General features: G+C 43.7%; 14 protein-coding genes. All 14 read left to right on the top strand.

Annotated features, from left to right (window positions below):
- The first annotated feature begins 94 nt into the window (after positions 1 to 94).
- The 14 genes from rpsO to dapA all read left to right on the top strand — a co-directional run bounded on the left by rpsO (position 95) and on the right by dapA (position 17,210).
- Positions 95 to 364 carry a 30S ribosomal protein S15 gene (gene rpsO / locus ACFSCZ_RS04035; RefSeq protein WP_380772457.1) on the top strand — a complete coding sequence of 90 codons (270 nt, stop codon included), beginning with the start codon at positions 95 to 97 and terminating at the stop codon, positions 362 to 364.
- Positions 365 to 615: 251 nt separating this feature from the next.
- Positions 616 to 2,745, top strand: a complete 2,130-nt coding sequence (gene pnp, locus ACFSCZ_RS04040) for a polyribonucleotide nucleotidyltransferase (protein ID WP_380772458.1) — start codon at positions 616 to 618, stop codon at positions 2,743 to 2,745.
- Between the two features lie 119 nt (positions 2,746 to 2,864).
- The gene (locus ACFSCZ_RS04045) at positions 2,865 to 3,824 is read left to right on the top strand and encodes a polysaccharide deacetylase family protein (protein WP_380772459.1); all 960 of its coding nucleotides are present in this window, start codon (positions 2,865 to 2,867) and stop codon (positions 3,822 to 3,824) included.
- Positions 3,825 to 4,223: 399 nt separating this feature from the next.
- On the top strand, positions 4,224 to 5,462 hold the full coding sequence (locus ACFSCZ_RS04050) for a M16 family metallopeptidase (RefSeq protein WP_380772460.1): 1,239 nt from the start codon (positions 4,224 to 4,226) through the stop codon (positions 5,460 to 5,462).
- Between the two features lie 78 nt (positions 5,463 to 5,540).
- Positions 5,541 to 5,774, top strand: a complete 234-nt coding sequence (locus ACFSCZ_RS04055; RefSeq protein ID WP_380772461.1) for a YlmC/YmxH family sporulation protein — start codon at positions 5,541 to 5,543, stop codon at positions 5,772 to 5,774.
- Positions 5,775 to 6,261: 487 nt separating this feature from the next.
- Complete coding sequence (locus ACFSCZ_RS04060; RefSeq protein ID WP_380772498.1) at positions 6,262 to 6,453, top strand: heterocycloanthracin/sonorensin family bacteriocin; 192 nt, start codon at positions 6,262 to 6,264, stop codon at positions 6,451 to 6,453.
- 146 nt (positions 6,454 to 6,599) lie between these two features.
- On the top strand, positions 6,600 to 8,543 hold the full coding sequence (locus ACFSCZ_RS04065; protein WP_380772462.1) for a putative thiazole-containing bacteriocin maturation protein: 1,944 nt from the start codon (positions 6,600 to 6,602) through the stop codon (positions 8,541 to 8,543).
- A complete protein-coding gene (locus tag ACFSCZ_RS04070; protein ID WP_380772463.1) occupies positions 8,534 to 10,480 on the top strand; it encodes a TOMM precursor leader peptide-binding protein in 1,947 nt (648 codons plus the stop codon). The genes ACFSCZ_RS04065 and ACFSCZ_RS04070 overlap by 10 nt, the downstream gene beginning before the upstream one ends.
- A 22-nt stretch (positions 10,481 to 10,502) precedes the next feature.
- Positions 10,503 to 12,062: a SagB family peptide dehydrogenase gene (locus tag ACFSCZ_RS04075; protein WP_380772464.1), complete on the top strand. Its 1,560-nt coding sequence runs from the start codon at positions 10,503 to 10,505 to the stop codon at positions 12,060 to 12,062.
- Between the two features lie 256 nt (positions 12,063 to 12,318).
- A complete protein-coding gene (gene dpaA / locus ACFSCZ_RS04080; RefSeq protein WP_380772465.1) occupies positions 12,319 to 13,221 on the top strand; it encodes a dipicolinic acid synthetase subunit A in 903 nt (300 codons plus the stop codon).
- Positions 13,218 to 13,817, top strand: coding sequence for a dipicolinate synthase subunit B (gene dpaB, locus ACFSCZ_RS04085; RefSeq protein WP_380772466.1), 600 nt, complete (start codon positions 13,218 to 13,220; stop codon positions 13,815 to 13,817). Before dpaA ends, dpaB begins: the two co-directional genes overlap by 4 nt.
- Positions 13,818 to 13,983: 166 nt before the next feature.
- A complete protein-coding gene (gene asd, locus ACFSCZ_RS04090) occupies positions 13,984 to 15,048 on the top strand; it encodes an aspartate-semialdehyde dehydrogenase (RefSeq protein ID WP_380772467.1) in 1,065 nt (354 codons plus the stop codon).
- Between the two features lie 22 nt (positions 15,049 to 15,070).
- Positions 15,071 to 16,312, top strand: a complete 1,242-nt coding sequence (gene dapG / locus ACFSCZ_RS04095; RefSeq protein ID WP_380772468.1) for an aspartate kinase — start codon at positions 15,071 to 15,073, stop codon at positions 16,310 to 16,312.
- A gap of 10 nt (positions 16,313 to 16,322) precedes the next feature.
- Entirely contained in the window at positions 16,323 to 17,210 is an 888-nt protein-coding gene (gene dapA / locus ACFSCZ_RS04100) for a 4-hydroxy-tetrahydrodipicolinate synthase (protein WP_380772469.1), read from the top strand.

The raw sequence follows: 17,210 nt of genomic DNA on the forward strand, positions 1-17,210 counted from the left end.
ATTCTATAACAGTATTAAGGAACCTTTGCTTGGCAGTGCGATTCACCAACGACTGCTCGGTAACAGGGGATGAAAAATAGGAGGTGACGGACAAATGTCCATTTCGCAAGAACGAAAAAACGAAATTATCAATGAGTACAAAATTCATGAGACTGACACAGGTTCTCCTGAAGTTCAAATTGCTGTATTGACCGAAGAAATCAACAATTTGAACGGCCATCTTCGCGTTCATAAAAAAGACCATCACTCCAGACGCGGATTGATGAAAATGGTTGGACGCCGCAGAAATTTACTGACTTACCTGCGTAATAAAGATGTACAACGCTATCGTGTATTGATTGATAAACTTGGCCTGCGTCGATAAGATGAAAAGGTACAATGAAAAGCGGGATACATTCCCGCTTTTTTGTTAGGGTGAAAAGCGCAGGCAGCCTGTGCACAGTTCAATGAAAATGCGTCGGCAGTGTTTGCCGTGCATATTCGAACTGAACATTGGACATGGATAGGAAAAGCTCCTGTCTATGTCTAATGTTCAGTTACGTAACAGGCAGCGCTTTTCACCCTTCAACGACTAGCTAAATGAATAACATGATCAAGAAAGAGAGGCGTAATGTAATGGACCATGAGAAAAACATATTTTCCATGGACTGGGCAGGCCGTAAGTTGACCGTTGAGATCGGTCAACTGGCAAAGCAAGCAAATGGTTCTGCACTTATCCGATATGGAGATACAGCTGTTTTATCTACAGCAACTGCTTCCAAGGAAGCAAAGTCAGTTGATTTTTTTCCGCTGACTGTAAACTATGAAGAAAGACTATATGCAGTGGGTAAAATCCCCGGCGGTTTTATTAAAAGAGAAGGCCGTCCAAGTGAAAAGGCTATTTTGGCCAGCAGGCTGATTGACCGTCCAATACGTCCGCTGTTTCCGGATGGCTTTCGAAACGAGGTGCAAGTAGTCAGCATGGTCATGAGTGTGGACCAGGACTGCTCATCGGAGATGGCAGCCATGTTTGGATCATCTTTGGCACTGTCTGTGTCTGATATTCCGTTTGCCGGACCAATTGCGGGTGTCATTGTCGGCCGCGTGGACGGAGAGTTTATTATTAATCCAACCGTTGAACAAATGGAAAAAAGCGATATTCACTTAACCGTTGCCGGCACGAAGGATGCTGTAAACATGGTGGAAGCAGGCGCAGAAGAAGTATCTGAAGAGGATATGCTGGAAGCCATCATTTATGGTCATGAGGAGATCAAGCGGCTGATTGCCTTCCAAGAAGAAATTGTCGGGAAAATTGGTAAAGACAACATAGAAGTGGAATTGTTTGAGATTGATGCTGATTTGGAGCAGGAAGTCCGTTCAATGTGTGAACAGGCACTCATTGCAGCCATTCAAGTGGAAGAAAAGCATGCGCGAGAAGATGCCATCCAAGAGGTAAAAGCCGAAGTGATTGAACGGTTTTCCGAACGTGAAGAGTCGGATGATGATTTGATTAAACAAGTGAAACAAATTTTGGACAGCCTTGTTAAAGAAGAAGTCCGCCGATTAATCACAGTAGAAAAAATCCGCCCCGATGGAAGAAAGCCCGATGAAATCAGGCCCATCGATTCTGAAATCAACTTACTGCCAAGAACCCATGGGTCTGGTTTATTTACCAGAGGCCAAACACAGGCTCTCAGTATTTGTACACTGGGTGCCCTTGGAGATGTTCAAATCTTGGATGGCCTGGGAATCGAGGAATCCAAGAGGTTCATGCATCATTATAACTTCCCGCATTTCAGCGTGGGGGAAACCGGTCCAATCCGGGGACCCGGACGAAGAGAAATCGGACATGGCGCACTTGGTGAGCGGGCACTGGAGCCGGTCATTCCAAGCGAGGCAGAATTCCCGTATACCATTCGATTAGTATCGGAGGTATTGGAATCCAACGGATCAACTTCCCAGGCAAGTATATGCGCAAGTACGCTGGCCATGATGGATGCAGGTGTACCGATTAAAGCACCTGTTGCCGGTATTGCGATGGGATTAGTTAAATCCGGAGAACATTACACAATTTTAACGGATATTCAAGGCATGGAAGACCATCTGGGAGACATGGACTTTAAAGTGGCTGGAACGACGAATGGAATTACAGCCCTTCAGATGGATATCAAAATTGAGGGACTATCCCGTGAAATACTCGAAGAAGCTTTGTATCAGGCAAAAGAAGGCCGTATGTATATACTTGAAAAAATGAGTGAAGCTATTTCCAAGCCAAGGAAACAACTGTCACCTTATGCGCCCAAAATTCTTACGATGCATATCAATCCGGATAAGATTAGAGATGTTATTGGGCCGAGCGGAAAACAAATCAATAAAATTATTGAGGAAACTGGCGTAAAAATTGATATTGAACAAGACGGCACTGTATTCATTGCATCTGCTGACGAAAAGATGAATGATCAGGCCAAGAAGATCATTGAAGATTTGGTACGTGAAGTGGAAGCCGGTCAAATGTATCTGGGCAAAGTAAAGCGCATTGAAAAGTTTGGTGCTTTTGTTGAGATTTTCCCAGGAAAAGATGGTCTTGTGCACATTTCTCAATTGGCTGAGGAAAGAGTAAATAAGGTCGAAGATGTAGTTTCGATCGGTGATGAAATACTTGTAAAAGTGGTTGAAATTGATAATCAGGGAAGGGTAAATCTTTCCAGAAAAGCTGTACTGAAAGAACAAAAGGATAAAGAAAAACAGGGCCAAGAAAAGAAATAATGCCCAAAAGCCAGGTAACCCTGGCTTTTTTCATGTATACATGAACCAGTGTACGTTTCAGTGCAGTTCTACCATGCCCGCTCGTTTCATAGAATCATGTGAAGGGGGAATGGACGGGCATGAAAACAAAACACTTGCTAGGAATGGGGCTTATTGCTATTCTAGCAATATTGATTGTCAACAATCCCTATACAACAACTTATTTAAATGATTTAGTGCATGATTCATTTCCAGTGAATGCCAAACCTGATGATCTATATGAGCAAATATTGGAGGCCGCAAAACATTATGACGCGCCTCCTCAAGATGCAAAAATAGACAGAGTATGGAAGGCAATGCCGGGATATAATGGAATTAAAGTAGATGTCAAGGCTTCCTATAACAAAATGAAGGACGGAAAATTTGACAGCCGCAAGCTTGTTTTTAAGCAAATTCCGCCAAGTACTCATTTGAAAGACTTGCCCCCGGCTCCCATCTATCGCGGTCATCCTGACAAGCCGATGATCGGTTTCTTAATCAATGTAGCGTGGGGAAACGAATACTTACCAGATATGCTGGCCACATTGAAGAAGCATCATGTACAGGCGACTTTCTTTTTAGAAGGCCGCTGGGTAAAGGAAAATCCCGATCTTGCCCAAATGATAGCTTCAGACGGTCATGAGCTGGGAAATCATTCATACAGCCACCCGAAAATGGAAAGGCTTGGAGCGGCCCAAGCGCGTGAAGAACTCGTAAAGACCAATGAAATTATTGAGGCAACAACAGGAGAAAAGCCGGTCTGGTTTGGACCTCCGAGCGGCGGCTTTAATGATCAAACTGTCTTTGTTGCCAGTGAGTTAGGGATGAGTACCGTTTTGTGGACTGTAGATACAATTGATTGGCAAAAGCCTTCACCTGAAACAATTTTGGAACGGGTAATGTCAAAAATTCATCCCGGTGCAATGATCTTAATGCACCCGACGGATTCAACCGAAAAAGCACTTGATTCACTTATTGGACAAATAAAGGAAAGAAATTTAAAAATCGGCTCAGTTTCCAAGCTAATGGATGAAGAGTACATGATTAAATTGGAACCATAGGCCGTTTTCCAGAATTAGCAGTTTTCAGCAATCAAAGGTTAGGGCAGGGACTCGAGGCCGCTTCAAAAAATTCACTGAAGGCAAACCCGCCTTCACTGATTTTGTCTCCGGCGCTTAGTCGCCCGTAGCAGCCGACCAGCCGCTTCTGAAGGCAACCTGTGCCTTCGTCAGCACCCGTCTTATGCTTCGGGGCTGAGCAAGACGCCTGCGCTTTTCTGTTTTTCTGTTGTCCAGCTACGGGCTTCAGCAACTAGCAGACTTCGCGCTTCCTCCTGCGATAAGTCAACATCGGCTCCTTTCGTCGCCGAGTTTCTTTTATCCCGTCGGAGGCACTACAGTCTGTACGTCGCTAAACGTCGCCCTGCGCTTTTCTTTTCACCATGAACAGGAGGAACTTCAGTGATAAAAAAATATACTTGCCAAAATGGAGTTAGAGTTGTACTTGAGAAAATCCCTTCTGTCCGCTCAGTTGCTATCGGCATCTGGGTGGGAACCGGCTCACGTGATGAAAATCCGGTGAATAACGGTATTTCACATTTTCTCGAGCATATGTTTTTTAAAGGAACAGAGACACGTAACGCCAAGGAGCTTGCTGAAGCCTTTGATTCGATCGGCGGGCAGGTGAATGCTTTTACATCGAAAGAATATACTTGTTACTATGCCAAGGTTCTTGATAACCACTCCACCTATGCTTTGGAAACATTGGCCGATATGTTCTTTCATTCCACCTTTGCAGAAGAAGAACTAAACAAAGAAAAAAATGTTGTCTTTGAAGAAATTAAAATGTATGAAGATACACCAGATGATATTGTTCACGACTTGCTCAGTAAGGCAGCATATGAAAAACATCCCCTTGGTTATCCCATACTTGGGACAGAAGAAACATTGTCATCCTTTACAGGAGATCTGCTTCGTGAATATGTAGAAGACATGTACACACCTGATAAAGTTGTTGTTTCTATTGCAGGTAATTTAGAAGAATCTATTCTTCATGAAGTAGAACGTCTTTTTGGCTCTTTTGAAAGAAAAGGGAGACCGCAGGCCGAATCAAAACCCGTCTTTCAAAAAAACCATATTTCCAGGCAAAAAGATACGGAGCAAGCTCATTTGTGTATGGGCTTCGAGGGGTTGCCTATCGGAAATTCTGATATATACAGTTTGATTGTCATGAATAATATTTTTGGCGGCAGTATGTCGTCGCGGCTCTTTCAAGAAGTCCGGGAGGAAAGAGGGTTGGCCTACTCCGTATTTTCTTACCATTCCTCCTATAAGGACAGCGGCATGGTAACCGTATACGGCGGGACTGGGGCGGAACAGGTCGATGACCTGTTTGAAACCATTCAACAAACCCTTGAACAATTAAAGCAAGATGGAATTTCAGAAAAAGAATTAAAAAATAGCAAAGAACAGCTTAAAGGAAATTTAATGCTGGGCCTGGAAAGCACGAACAGCCGTATGAGCAGAAACGGAAGAAACGAGCTGTTGTTAAAAAAGCATAAAACGCTGGATGAAATCTTGGACGACATTGACCGGGTCGATATTCACAGTGTAAATAATATGGCTCTTCGTATTTTCACTAAGGATTATACACTTGCTTTAATCAGCCCCAAGGAAAAAATGTTATTGCAGACCAGTTGACCAAGCTCTCCATTTCTCCCTTCTAAAAATGGAAACGCCCATATATATTGTAATAATAGTGGGAGAAGGGGGAGAAACATGAGATTAAGCGAACTGGGTGGAAAAGAAATTGTTGATTTCAAAAAAGCTGAAAGAATGGGTGTTTTGGGCCAGACAGATTTGGAGATTAATACCCATACGGGTGAAATCCATCATTTGATTATCCCGACTGGTAAATGGATCCGAAAGAACAGCGGGGAAATCAGGGTTCCCTGGAGAAATATTCGTACCGTTGGAGCAGATATGATTATATTGGAGGTCCCAGAACGCTAAAGTTTACGATCCGGTTCTTGTCTAAAAGACAAGAACCGGATTTTTTTGTTTGATCCCTTAGAGATACAAATAAAGTATGAAATCTCTTTTACCATTGGAGCCTCAGATCGCTTCGATTTTAATAATTCACGGCTTTTTCCGTTTCATCAGGTTATCAGATCCCTTTCAATGGTTGGAGCTCCCTATTTTTACTGTTGGACAAATGAAATTTGTTATAGTGCCGGGCCATTAATTTTAAGTCCTGAAGAGGCAGGGGTTACATTTAAGAGATACCCATTGTTCCTTCATTCAGAAAATATCTTTGAATTGAAATAGGCTTTTACATCAGTAACAGCCACCTAAATCGATCATATTGTGTTGAGGAGAGCTGACGTTTTTAATGACAAAGAATTCAACTCTCTTATCGGGTGTCAGTTTGCCCTGTTGAACAAATACAAAGGGGAGGACCAAAGTGCAATACTTTCAAAACGACTTACAAGGGTTGGAAATGGATGATTATCATGTAGGTGAGCTAATTCCTATGAATTATCAGAGCCAAGTTCCGGTTGAGTTTGACAGCAGGCGTTGTGGCCGTTGTGGTGGCTGTTTCCATTGTGGCGGGTGTTTCCGTTGTGGCGGCTGTTTCCGCTGTGGCGGTTGTTTTAGTTGTTTTGGCGGTTTTGGAGGATTCTTTATTTAAAAAAGAGAAAAATGGCTGGTTTGAAAAGAAATGGCTCTGCATGATCTGGTGCAGGGCGTTTCTTTTCTTGTTTATCATACTGGACAGCCAAGAGTACATAAAATGATTAGGGGAAATCGGAATGATGAGAAATAAGGAGGAGCTGAATGTCTATACTTAACCCGTCCACACGTCTGAAGGTAAAAAGGGATACATTTTTCCTCCCGGACTCAAAGGGTGGTGTGTATTTTCGGAATAATTCGAGTTCATTTCGAATGGAAGGCAGTACGATTTATCAATGGATTGAAAGATTGATACCGATGTTTGACGGCGAGAATACAATGGAAGATTTGACAAAGGGATTAACGGCACCATACAGGAAGAGAGTGTATGAAATTGGAGAAACACTTTACGAAAATGGCTTCGTCCGGGACATCAGCAAAGACACTCCCCATCAATTAAATCGTTCCGTTCTTAAACAATATGCCTCGCAAATTGAATTTATAGAAAATTTTGCGAATTCCGGTGCGTATCGTTTTCAACTATTTCGTCAGGCTAATGTTCTTGCCGTAGGTTCGGGACCCTTTCTCCTTTCATTGGCTTCGGCATTCATCGAATCAGGACTGACCAGAATACATGTGATGATAACAGATTCCATTCCTACGAATCGCCCGCGCCTGAGTGAACTCGTGCAGAATGCCAGCAAGTCGGATCCAGATGTAGAGTTAACTGAGATCCAATTTCGAAAAGGGGAGGGAAGAAGTTTTTGGAAAGAAGCTGTGCACCCCTATGATTGGATTTTGTATGTCTCACAGGATGGCCATATACATGAGTTAAAGATGCTTAACCAAGTTTGTAAAGAAGAAAGGAAGTCATTTATACCCGCCATATGTTTCCAGCAAGTGGGGATTGCCGGTCCCTTATTTCATCCAGAATCAGAAGGGTGCTGGGAATCTGCATGGCGCAGGATCCATCGGTCTGCATTGCAATCGAAAAAGCGGCCTCAGCCTTACTCTTCAACATCAGGATCGATTCTGGCGAATGTCGCCGCCTTTGAATTGTTTAAAAATGCAACGGGGATTGCCGATTCAAATCAAAGTAATCAAATATATCTGCTTGATCTTGAAACGCTGGAGGGTGATTGGTTTTCATTCATTACACATCCGCTGGTCACTTCAACAAGTTTTACACCCAATCTGGTTAAGAATCTTGATGTAAGGCTTAAACAGGATTCCCCAAGCGGTAACCGGCCTAAACACCCGAGAATCCTCCTGGAATATTTCAGTCGTTTAACTTCCGATAAAACTGGCATTTTTCATACATGGGAGGAACGAAATTTGATACAGCTGCCGCTTGCACAGTGCTTTGTTCAAGCGGTTGACCCACTGTCCGAAGGACCGGCAGAGCTGTTGCCGGAAGTTGTTTGTGCAGGTTTGACACATGAGGAAGCAAAAAGAGAGGCGGGTCTGACCGGAATTGAAATGTATGTTTCACAAATGATTCATTCTCAGATCAGCGTGAACCATATGGAGGGATTTATAGGAATCGGTGCCGGGGAAACAATCGAAGAGGCGGTTTGTCGGGGACTGCAAGTTTATTTAAATGAAAAATTAAGAAAAAGAAATATGGAACAACCCAATACGATCATTCCTATGCAGATAGGATCTGTTAAGGACAAATCATGCAGATTTTATATAGATGCCCTGACCGCCTTGAACGGTATACCGGCGATTGGCCGGCAAGAGGGGATTTTTGGTTTCCCTGTGGCAGGAGTAAGAACGAATGGAAGTTGGTATTTAAGTACAGGTTTAAATGCAACGTTGGCCCTTCAAAATGCATTGAAGCAAGCCCTTTTAGATTCTCAAAGCGATGAGAATTCTATCATAAAACTAGAGATGGAGTCTGCAGTTTTTCTCAAAAATACCGAAAGCAAACTGGATGTTCCCTCTTCTGATGAATGGACACCATTTGACCTGTTACAATCTTCCTTTCAAATCTTGAAACAAAACCATAAACGGATGTTCGTTTATGACCTTTCATTCGAACCTTTTTTAAAACAGGAGATGGCTGGGGTGTTTGGTGTACAGGTACGAGAGGGGGAATGGTCGTGACTGCTCACATACTCATTGCCGGACAGGGATTATTAGCAGATTTTGTCCATGATCAATTGTCCACCAGTTATGCCGTGAAGCGTCAAAGTTTATTAGAAGGGGTTTCCGAAAATTCAAAACTTGCTCTGGTACTGCACGACGGCTGGCATCCGTCGGTCCATCAAAAAGCGGAAGAAAGATTTAGAACCACAGGCATCCCGTGGCTCCGCGGTTTCGTATCGTTTGGGGAAGGAATTGTTGGTCCATTCGTAAGACCCAATACCACGGGATGTTCTCACTGTGCTGACCTGCGGCGAATAATAGCTGGAACAGACAGCAGGGAAATGTGGGAGTTTCAAATAAGATTGGCGGAAGGAGAAGGGGTTAGGCGGGATGCATGGGCGTCACGACCGGGACTGTCGCAAATGGCAGCATTCATATGCAACGAAGTGCACAGGATTCTGCAGGGACACCCCAGTAACCTGGAAGAAAAGCTTTTTATTACTAACCTGAAAACGCTGACGAATTCAAGTCACGTTTTCTTGCCTGTCCCTCATTGTCCAATATGCAGTGATTTACCTGATGACGCGCCTGATTTAGCTCACATTCGGTTAGAATCAAGTCCTAAACTGACTGCTGATAGCTATCGCTGCCGTTCAATGAACGATTTAAAAACAGTGTTAGCCAAAGATTATCTTGATGAACGTACAGGGGTCATGAATGGAAAAGTACAGGATTACACGCTGCCGTTTGCTGATATTATCGTCAACATGCCGCTGTTTGGAGCAGATGAAGGAGTGGCAGGAAGGTCTAATTCTTATGAGATGAGTGAGTTGACCGCCATTCTGGAAGGTTTGGAAAGATATTGCGGGATCGGGCCACGAGGTAAAAAGACCATAGTCCGTGACAGCTATCATCGGTTAGAAAGCCAGGCATTACATCCGGCAAGGGTTGGTTTACACGACAAGGAGCAATATAAAAAGCCGCATTTTCCGTTTAAACCATTTCATCCCGATACCCCAATGAATTGGGTGTGGGGTTACTCGTTTTTACACGAACGGCCCGTTTTGGTTCCAGAGTTACTCGCCTATTATAGTTTGGGACACGGAGAGGGTTTTGTTTATGAAACCTCAAATGGATGTGCATTGGGGGGAAGTATAGAGGAAGCGATTTTCCATGCCATTCTGGAAGTTGTCGAGAGAGACTCATTTTTGTTAACCTGGTATGCTCAGCTGCCGCTTCCCGGCCTTGACCTAAGCTCTGCCGGCGACAAGGAATTACAGTTGATGGTGGATCGGGTACGTGAGGTAATGGGATATGATCTTTATCTTTATAATTCAACGATGGAACATGGGATTCCAAGTATTTGGGGAGTGGCCAAAAACAGAAGATCCAAGGGATTAAATCTTATTTGTGCAGCCGGAGCAAACCCTGACCCTGTAAGTGCAGTAAAAAGTACGATTTACGAGCTCGCCGGAATGATGTCCGGGCAAGACGAAAAACTGGAGGAAAACAGGCAGAAATACGCAGGGATGCTGAAGGATCCTTTCGCTGTTCGTAATATGGAGGACCATGGCCTGTTGTACGGTCTTCAGGAAGCAGAGGAACGTCTGAACTTTTTATTGCATCATGAACGTCCTTTACGTACATTCGCCGAGGAATTTAAGCAGCCGCCGGTACATACCGATTTGAAGGATGACCTGCAGGATATTCTTGAACGGTTCCGGCGGTTAAACCTGGAAATAATTGTCGTGGACCAAACATCACCTATTACGAAACGAAACGGGTTATTTTGTGTAAAGGTATTGATTCCCGGCATGTTGCCAATGACCTTTGGCCATCACCTTACGCGTGTGAAAGGGCTGGAGAGGGTACTCACTGTACCAAAACAACTGGGATTTGCAAAAACACCGTTATCATACGAACAGCTGAATCCGCATCCTCATCCGTTCCCATAACGTCAGAGTAGGAGGCTAAAGAGTGGAGCTGGAAACATTTCTGCACGATCTGCATTTTAACACGGAAAAAATCTCTCCGCCTGATTGGCAGGTGGACTGGGAAGATGCACCGCTGCCCTATAAACTGTACAGGGGACTGCCGGAAATTCCGCTAAATGCAGATGTGCCATTCACACTTGAGAGAAGGGAAGAACATCTTAAGCCCAGCCTGGAGGAGCTGGGACATTTCCTTTGGTTCGTATACGGGCTTACTCAATACTCCCATTCCGCTTTTGATGAAGAAAGAGCACAGTTGATGCGCAGGTTTGTCCCCTCTGGAGGGGCACTGTATCCCAATGAATTATACGTGTATATAAAGCTGGAAGAAGCTCCGGACGGAATTTACCATTATGATGCCGCGCACCACCGGCTCATATTGGTACGAGAAGGAAACTACGATACCTACTTATCCAGAAGTCTTAAAACTGGCTATCCTATGTCTGACTATGATTGCGCTGTTTTTGTCTCGACGGTTTTTTGGAAAAATTTTTATAAATACAATAACTTTTCATACAGGCTTCAAGGGCTTGACGCTGGTGTGGTCATCGGGCAATCGTTGGAAGTGGGCAATCGGATGGGATTCTCTGCACAGGTGTGCTACCAGTTTCTTGATCGGGCGGTCAACCATTTGCTGGGGTTGTCTGAGCAAGATGAAAGTGTGTATGCGGTAATCCCATTATCTGTGAATCAATCGAGCGATTGTGCCGAACCCGATTATCGCATAGTGGAATGTACTTCTTCCGACGAACTGTGCCAGGAAGTTCCAATATTGAAACATGGTACCTATAACCGTTCAAAGAGAGTTATTGATTATCCGATGCTGAGGAAATTGAATGAAGCATCCTTGATCGAAACAACAAAGTCATTCGTGAAGGTTAGAAAAAATAAAAAGCCTGCAGTTTCAGGTCCGGAAATAATCTTTCTGCCATTTACGGAAAGCTTTTCGTATGATCTTGCATCCGTTTGTAGAGAACGGCATTCACCTGATATAGATTTTGTAATAGACAAAGTGAGTCAAGCACAACTCTCCACATTGTTGAAAGAAACATTTTCTTTCCGGTATTGGAATGACCTCGACGAAACTGATGGGAATATCGAGACCCGTGTTTCTTTGTATGGCAGTTTTTATCACGCAGAGGGAGTTCCGGATGGTGCATACTCTTACAGCAATAGCACGCATACACTGCATAGGATAAACAAAGGGGATTACCGGGAGTTTTTACAAAATGGACTAACAATGCCTACTGTGAATATGTATCAGGTTCCTATTTGTATGCATGTCGCTGGAGAAAGGGACCACCTTAAAGAAGCATTAGGATATAGGGGTTATCGCATTCAACAAATGGAAGCGGGTATTCTTGTACAGCGTATGCTCTTGGCCGCATGTGCCTTGGGGATGGGAGGGCACCCGCTGCTGGGCTTTGATGCGGTCCATTGCGATGAATTTTACAGGATTGCTTTGCAGGGAAGAACCTGCTTAATTCAAGTCCCGATAGGGCCATACCGGCCGCGTGCCTGGTTAAAAGGGAGTTTGCATAGTTAGAAGGAACAGAGCAGTTTTTTCATAGCATGCCCGCTCCTTTCAAAGGAGGAATGCAATGCAGGCATTTATTTGCGGATAAGGGTAACGGACAGTTTAACATTGCTACGGCATGTTAAACTGTTTTTTTATGATAAACGCGGAGTTTTTGTCCAACTTTTCGAGTGTATGCCATCGTCCAAGCACTCTATTTTTTATGCAAACATACAATATGGTTGCGTATGGTTTGAGCAAGAGTGAAAGAAGGTGACGGACTTTGATGTTGACAGATATGCAGATTGTCGCCATGGGCGGAGATGCCAGACAATTAGAGATTATAAAAAAACTGACAGAACTGGATGCAAAAATATTACTGGCCGGATTTGAACAACTGGATCAGCCTTTTTCCGGAGCAGTAAAAGAAAAAGTACAAGACATCGATTTTTCAGAAATCGATGCAATTATTCTCCCGGTGCCAGGTACAGATCCGGAGGGTGCTGTAGAAACGATTTTTTCGAACGAAAAAATAGTACTTACTGAAAAAATACTTCATCGGACGCCTTCTCATTGCACAGTCTATTCCGGTATCAGTAACAGTTACTTGGATCAGATTACTGAAAAAACGCAGCGGAAACTAGTCAAACTGTTTGAAAGAGACGATGTCGCTATTTATAATTCCATTCCCACAGTAGAAGGTACAATCATGATGGCCATTCAAAATACGGATATCACTATACACCGATCTTCCATTGCTGTATTGGGGTTGGGGAGAGTCGGAATGAGTGTAGCGCGATCATTTTCATTGCTGGGGGCCAAAGTAAAAGTGGGAGCTAGAAAAAGTGAACATATTGCAAGAATTACCGAAATGGGCCTCGAACCTTTTCATTTGAGCGATTTGAGAAATGAAGTGAAAGATATTGATATTTGTATTAATACCGTCCCTCATCTGATTGTCAATGCAGCTGTGATTGCACAAATGCCATCTCATACTTTGATTATCGATTTGGCTTCCAAACCAGGGGGCACTGATTTCCGCTATGCTGAAAAGCGCGGAATTAAGGCACTCCTGGCTCCCGGACTGCCGGGAATTGTTGCTCCTAAGACAGCCGGACAAATATTGGCAAATGTACTTTCTCAATTATTGAGTGAAGATCTTGCCAGCCGAAAGGGGAATGAAGCATGAGCTTAAAAGGAAAACGCATTGGTTTTGGTTTGACAGGTTCCCATTGTACGTACGACCAGGTGCTTCCTGAAATTGTGAAGCTTGTAAATGCAGGAGCAGAAGTCGTGCCGGTTGTAACTTATACAGTCAAAAGTACCGATACAAAATTTGGGGACAGTGAAGATTGGCTTGCAAAAATTGAAAGTGCTGCAGGAAGAAAAGTCATTGCCTCAATAGTAGATGCTGAACCTCTGGGACCGAAAGAACCGCTGGATTGCATGGTTATTGCTCCGCTTACCGGTAATTCAATGAGCAAATTTGCCAACGCATTGACCGACAGTCCTGTGTTAATGGCTGCTAAAGCCACATTAAGAAATAGAAAACCTGTAGTGTTAGGCATTTCAACAAATGATGCTTTAGGTTTAAATGGTGTTAATTTAATGAAGCTCATGGCTGCCAAAAATATTTACTTCATCCCATACGGCCAGGATGACCCGGAGAAAAAGCCAACTTCCATGGTAGCACGGATGGAATTGCTCCCGGCTACTGTAGAAGCAGCCATTAACGGGTATCAGCTTCAACCTGTCATTATCGAACGTTTTAGGGATTTTGCCTGACCCTATGCCGGGAAAAGAATGTCCATAAACATTCTTTTCCCTCCCATTTAATCTTTTGCTTAAAAATCATTCAAATAGCAGGCTAAAGTGTGATAGAATGATAATTATTGAATTAATCCTTATAACCATTGTGCAGGTAAGCCAGGATTAGGAGGAGAGTCTTCAAATGGAGAAAACTACAGGATATCATGTCGCCGTTATGGGTGCGACAGGAGCAGTAGGACAACAGATCTTGAAAACGTTGGAGAGAAGGGACTTTCCAATAAAGAAGTTAACGTTGCTGTCATCTGCTCGTTCAGCAGGAAAACAAGTGCATTTTAAAGGGGAAACCCTCACGGTTGAGGAAGCTGTCCCTGAATCATTCGAAGGAGTAGACATTGCACTATTCAGTGCCGGGGGAAGCGTGTCCAAGAAGTTTGCGCCGGAAGCCGTTAAACGCGGGGCGATTGTTATAGATAATACAAGTGCATTCCGTATGGATCCGGAAGTGCCGCTTGTAGTACCGGAAGTAAATGAAGAAGCGATAAATAATCATAAAGGGCTTATTGCCAATCCGAACTGCTCAACCATTCAAATGGTTGCCGCACTTGAACCGATCAGAAAGGCGTTTGGATTAAATAAGGTAATTGTTTCAACATACCAGGCAGTATCAGGGGCTGGAGCCCAAGCAATTGATGAGATGAACAATCAATCAAAGGCCATCCTTGATGAAGAAGAATTTACGCCTGAAATTTTGCCGGTTGGCGGGGCAGACAAACATTATCAAATAGCCTTTAATGTTATACCCCAAATTGACCAATTTGCAGACAATGGCTATACCTTGGAAGAAATGAAAATGATTAATGAAACGAAAAAAATCATGAATCATCCATCATTGAAGGTTGCAGCTACATGTGTACGCCTTCCGGTTGAAACTGGCCATTCAGAATCTGTATATATCGAAGTTGGACAAAATGATGTAACAGTTGAGGATATTCAGGAAATCCTATCTCAAGCACCAGGAATAACACTTCAAGATGATCCAAACGAGCAACTCTATCCGATGCCGGCATTTGCAGCGGGTAAAGACGATGTATTCGTAGGAAGAATTCGCCGCGATTTGGATGAAGAAAATGGATTTCACCTATGGATCGTATCAGACAATCTGTTAAAAGGAGCAGCTCTCAATACGGTCCAAATTGCTGAAAGCCTTGTGAAATTAGGTTTGGTTACAGCGCCGCAGCACAGTTAAATTTATATATTGGGGTGTTAGAATGAAGGTTGTTGTTCAGAAGTTTGGCGGAACGTCTGTAAGAAACAGTGAAACTCGTGCACAAGCCAAAAGCCATATTCAAAAAGCGATTGACAATGGCTATAAAGTGGTTGTAGTTGTGTCTGCTATGGGGCGCAAAGGAGATCCATATGCGACAGATACTTTGCTTGGTTTAATCGGTGACAAGCAAACCACTGTTACAAATAGAGAAAAGGATATGCTTGTATCTTGCGGGGAGACAATCTCAAGCGTTGTTTTTGCACATATGCTGAATGAAAGTGGTATTCGTGCAACAGCAATGTCTGGTGCTCAAGCCGGATTTGTAACCAATGCCGAATACACAAATGCAAAAATTCTAAGAATGAACTGTGAACGCCTGGAGCAAACGCTCCAATCACATGATGCCATAGTTGTTGCCGGTTTCCAGGGAGCAGCGGAGAATGGAGATATGACTACAATCGGACGCGGCGGCAGCGATACTTCGGCTGCAGCCTTGGGAGCCGCTTTAAATGCAGAGTTTATCGATATCTTTACGGATGTTGAGGGCATGATGACGGCGGACCCGAGAATTGTAAAAAAAGCACGCCCATTGCCGGTTGTCACATATGATGAAGTATGTAACATGGCGTATCAAGGTGCAAAAGTCATACATCCGCGTGCCGTAGAGATTGCCATGCAAGCTAAAATTCCTTTAAGAATCAGGTCAACGTATTCTGACTCCCCGGGCACACTGGTAACCACCTTGGACCGAAAGAGGCAGCAGCCGGAAGTACGTGAACAACTTGTAACCGGGATTGCCCATGTGGAAAATATTTCTCAAATTAAAGTATCCGCCAAAAAAGGGCAATACAACTTTCAGGCTGAAGTTTTTAAAGCGATGGCTAATGAAAAGATCAGTGTAGATTTTATTAACATATCACCCAACGGAGTTGTTTACACAATCCCTGAGCATACTGTGGAACGGGCTGTTGCTGCTTTGCAGGAAGCCGGGTATGATCCCGCCGTCGAACCCCAATGTGCTAAAGTCTCTATTGTCGGTGCCGGGATTGCCGGTGTCCCTGGTGTAACTGCAAAAATCGTTACAGCGCTGGCTGAACAAGAAATACGGATTTTGCAATCGGCTGACAGCCATACAACAATTTGGGTCCTTGTGGAAGGAAAAGATTTGGCCAATGCAGTCAATGCATTGCACGATGTATTTGAATTACAGAATGAAAAAATTGAATATGAATTATATGATTGAGGTGTAGGGTATGGCTCAATTTGGCAGGGTATCCACAGCAATGGTGACCCCTTTTGACAACAAGGGAAATATTGATTTCCAAAAAACAACAAAACTTGTAGACCATCTGATCAGCCGTGGTACGGATTCTTTGGTTGTTGCTGGTACTACAGGTGAATCTCCTACTTTGACAACAGAGGAAAAGCTGGCGCTTTTTGAGCATGTTGTTAAAGTAGCAGCAGGACGGATTCCTGTCATTGCTGGAACAGGCAGCAATAATACGTATGCATCCATTGAATTCACAAAAAAAGCTGAAGATCTCGGTGTCGATGCAATCATGCTTGTCGCGCCTTATTATAATAAACCGAACCAAGCAGGTTTATATAAACATTTCGAGGCAATTGCACAATCTACCAAATTGCCTGTAATGCTCTATAATATACCTGGAAGATCTTCGGTCAATGTTATGCCTGAGACGATTATTGAGCTGTCAAAAATTGATAACATTGTTGCTGTGAAAGAGGCGAGCGGCGACCTTGACGCCATGGCCAAAATTATAGCCCATACGGATAAAGACTTCTTGCTGTACAGTGGTGATGATTCTTTTACATTGCCGATACTTTCCATTGGCGGTGTTGGTGTAGTTTCAGTTGCCAGCCATGTAATCGGTGACGAGCTGCAAGACATGGTTCAATCCTTCTTTAATGGAGATCATGCAAGAGCAGCGGCGATACACAGGAAGCTTCTTCCGTTCATGCGGGGGATTTTTCGAGCCCCAAGTCCCGGGCCTATCAAAACGGCTATGCAGATGTCCGGATTTGATGTCGGGTCAGTACGCCTGCCTTTGGTCCCTCTGACAGAGGAAGAAAGATTGGAATTGCAATCAGTCATGCTTTCAACCAAGTTAATAAGCAGCTAA

The sequence above is a fragment of the Siminovitchia sediminis genome (assembly GCF_042680885.1).
Lineage (GTDB): Bacteria > Bacillota > Bacilli > Bacillales > Bacillaceae_C > Siminovitchia > Siminovitchia sediminis.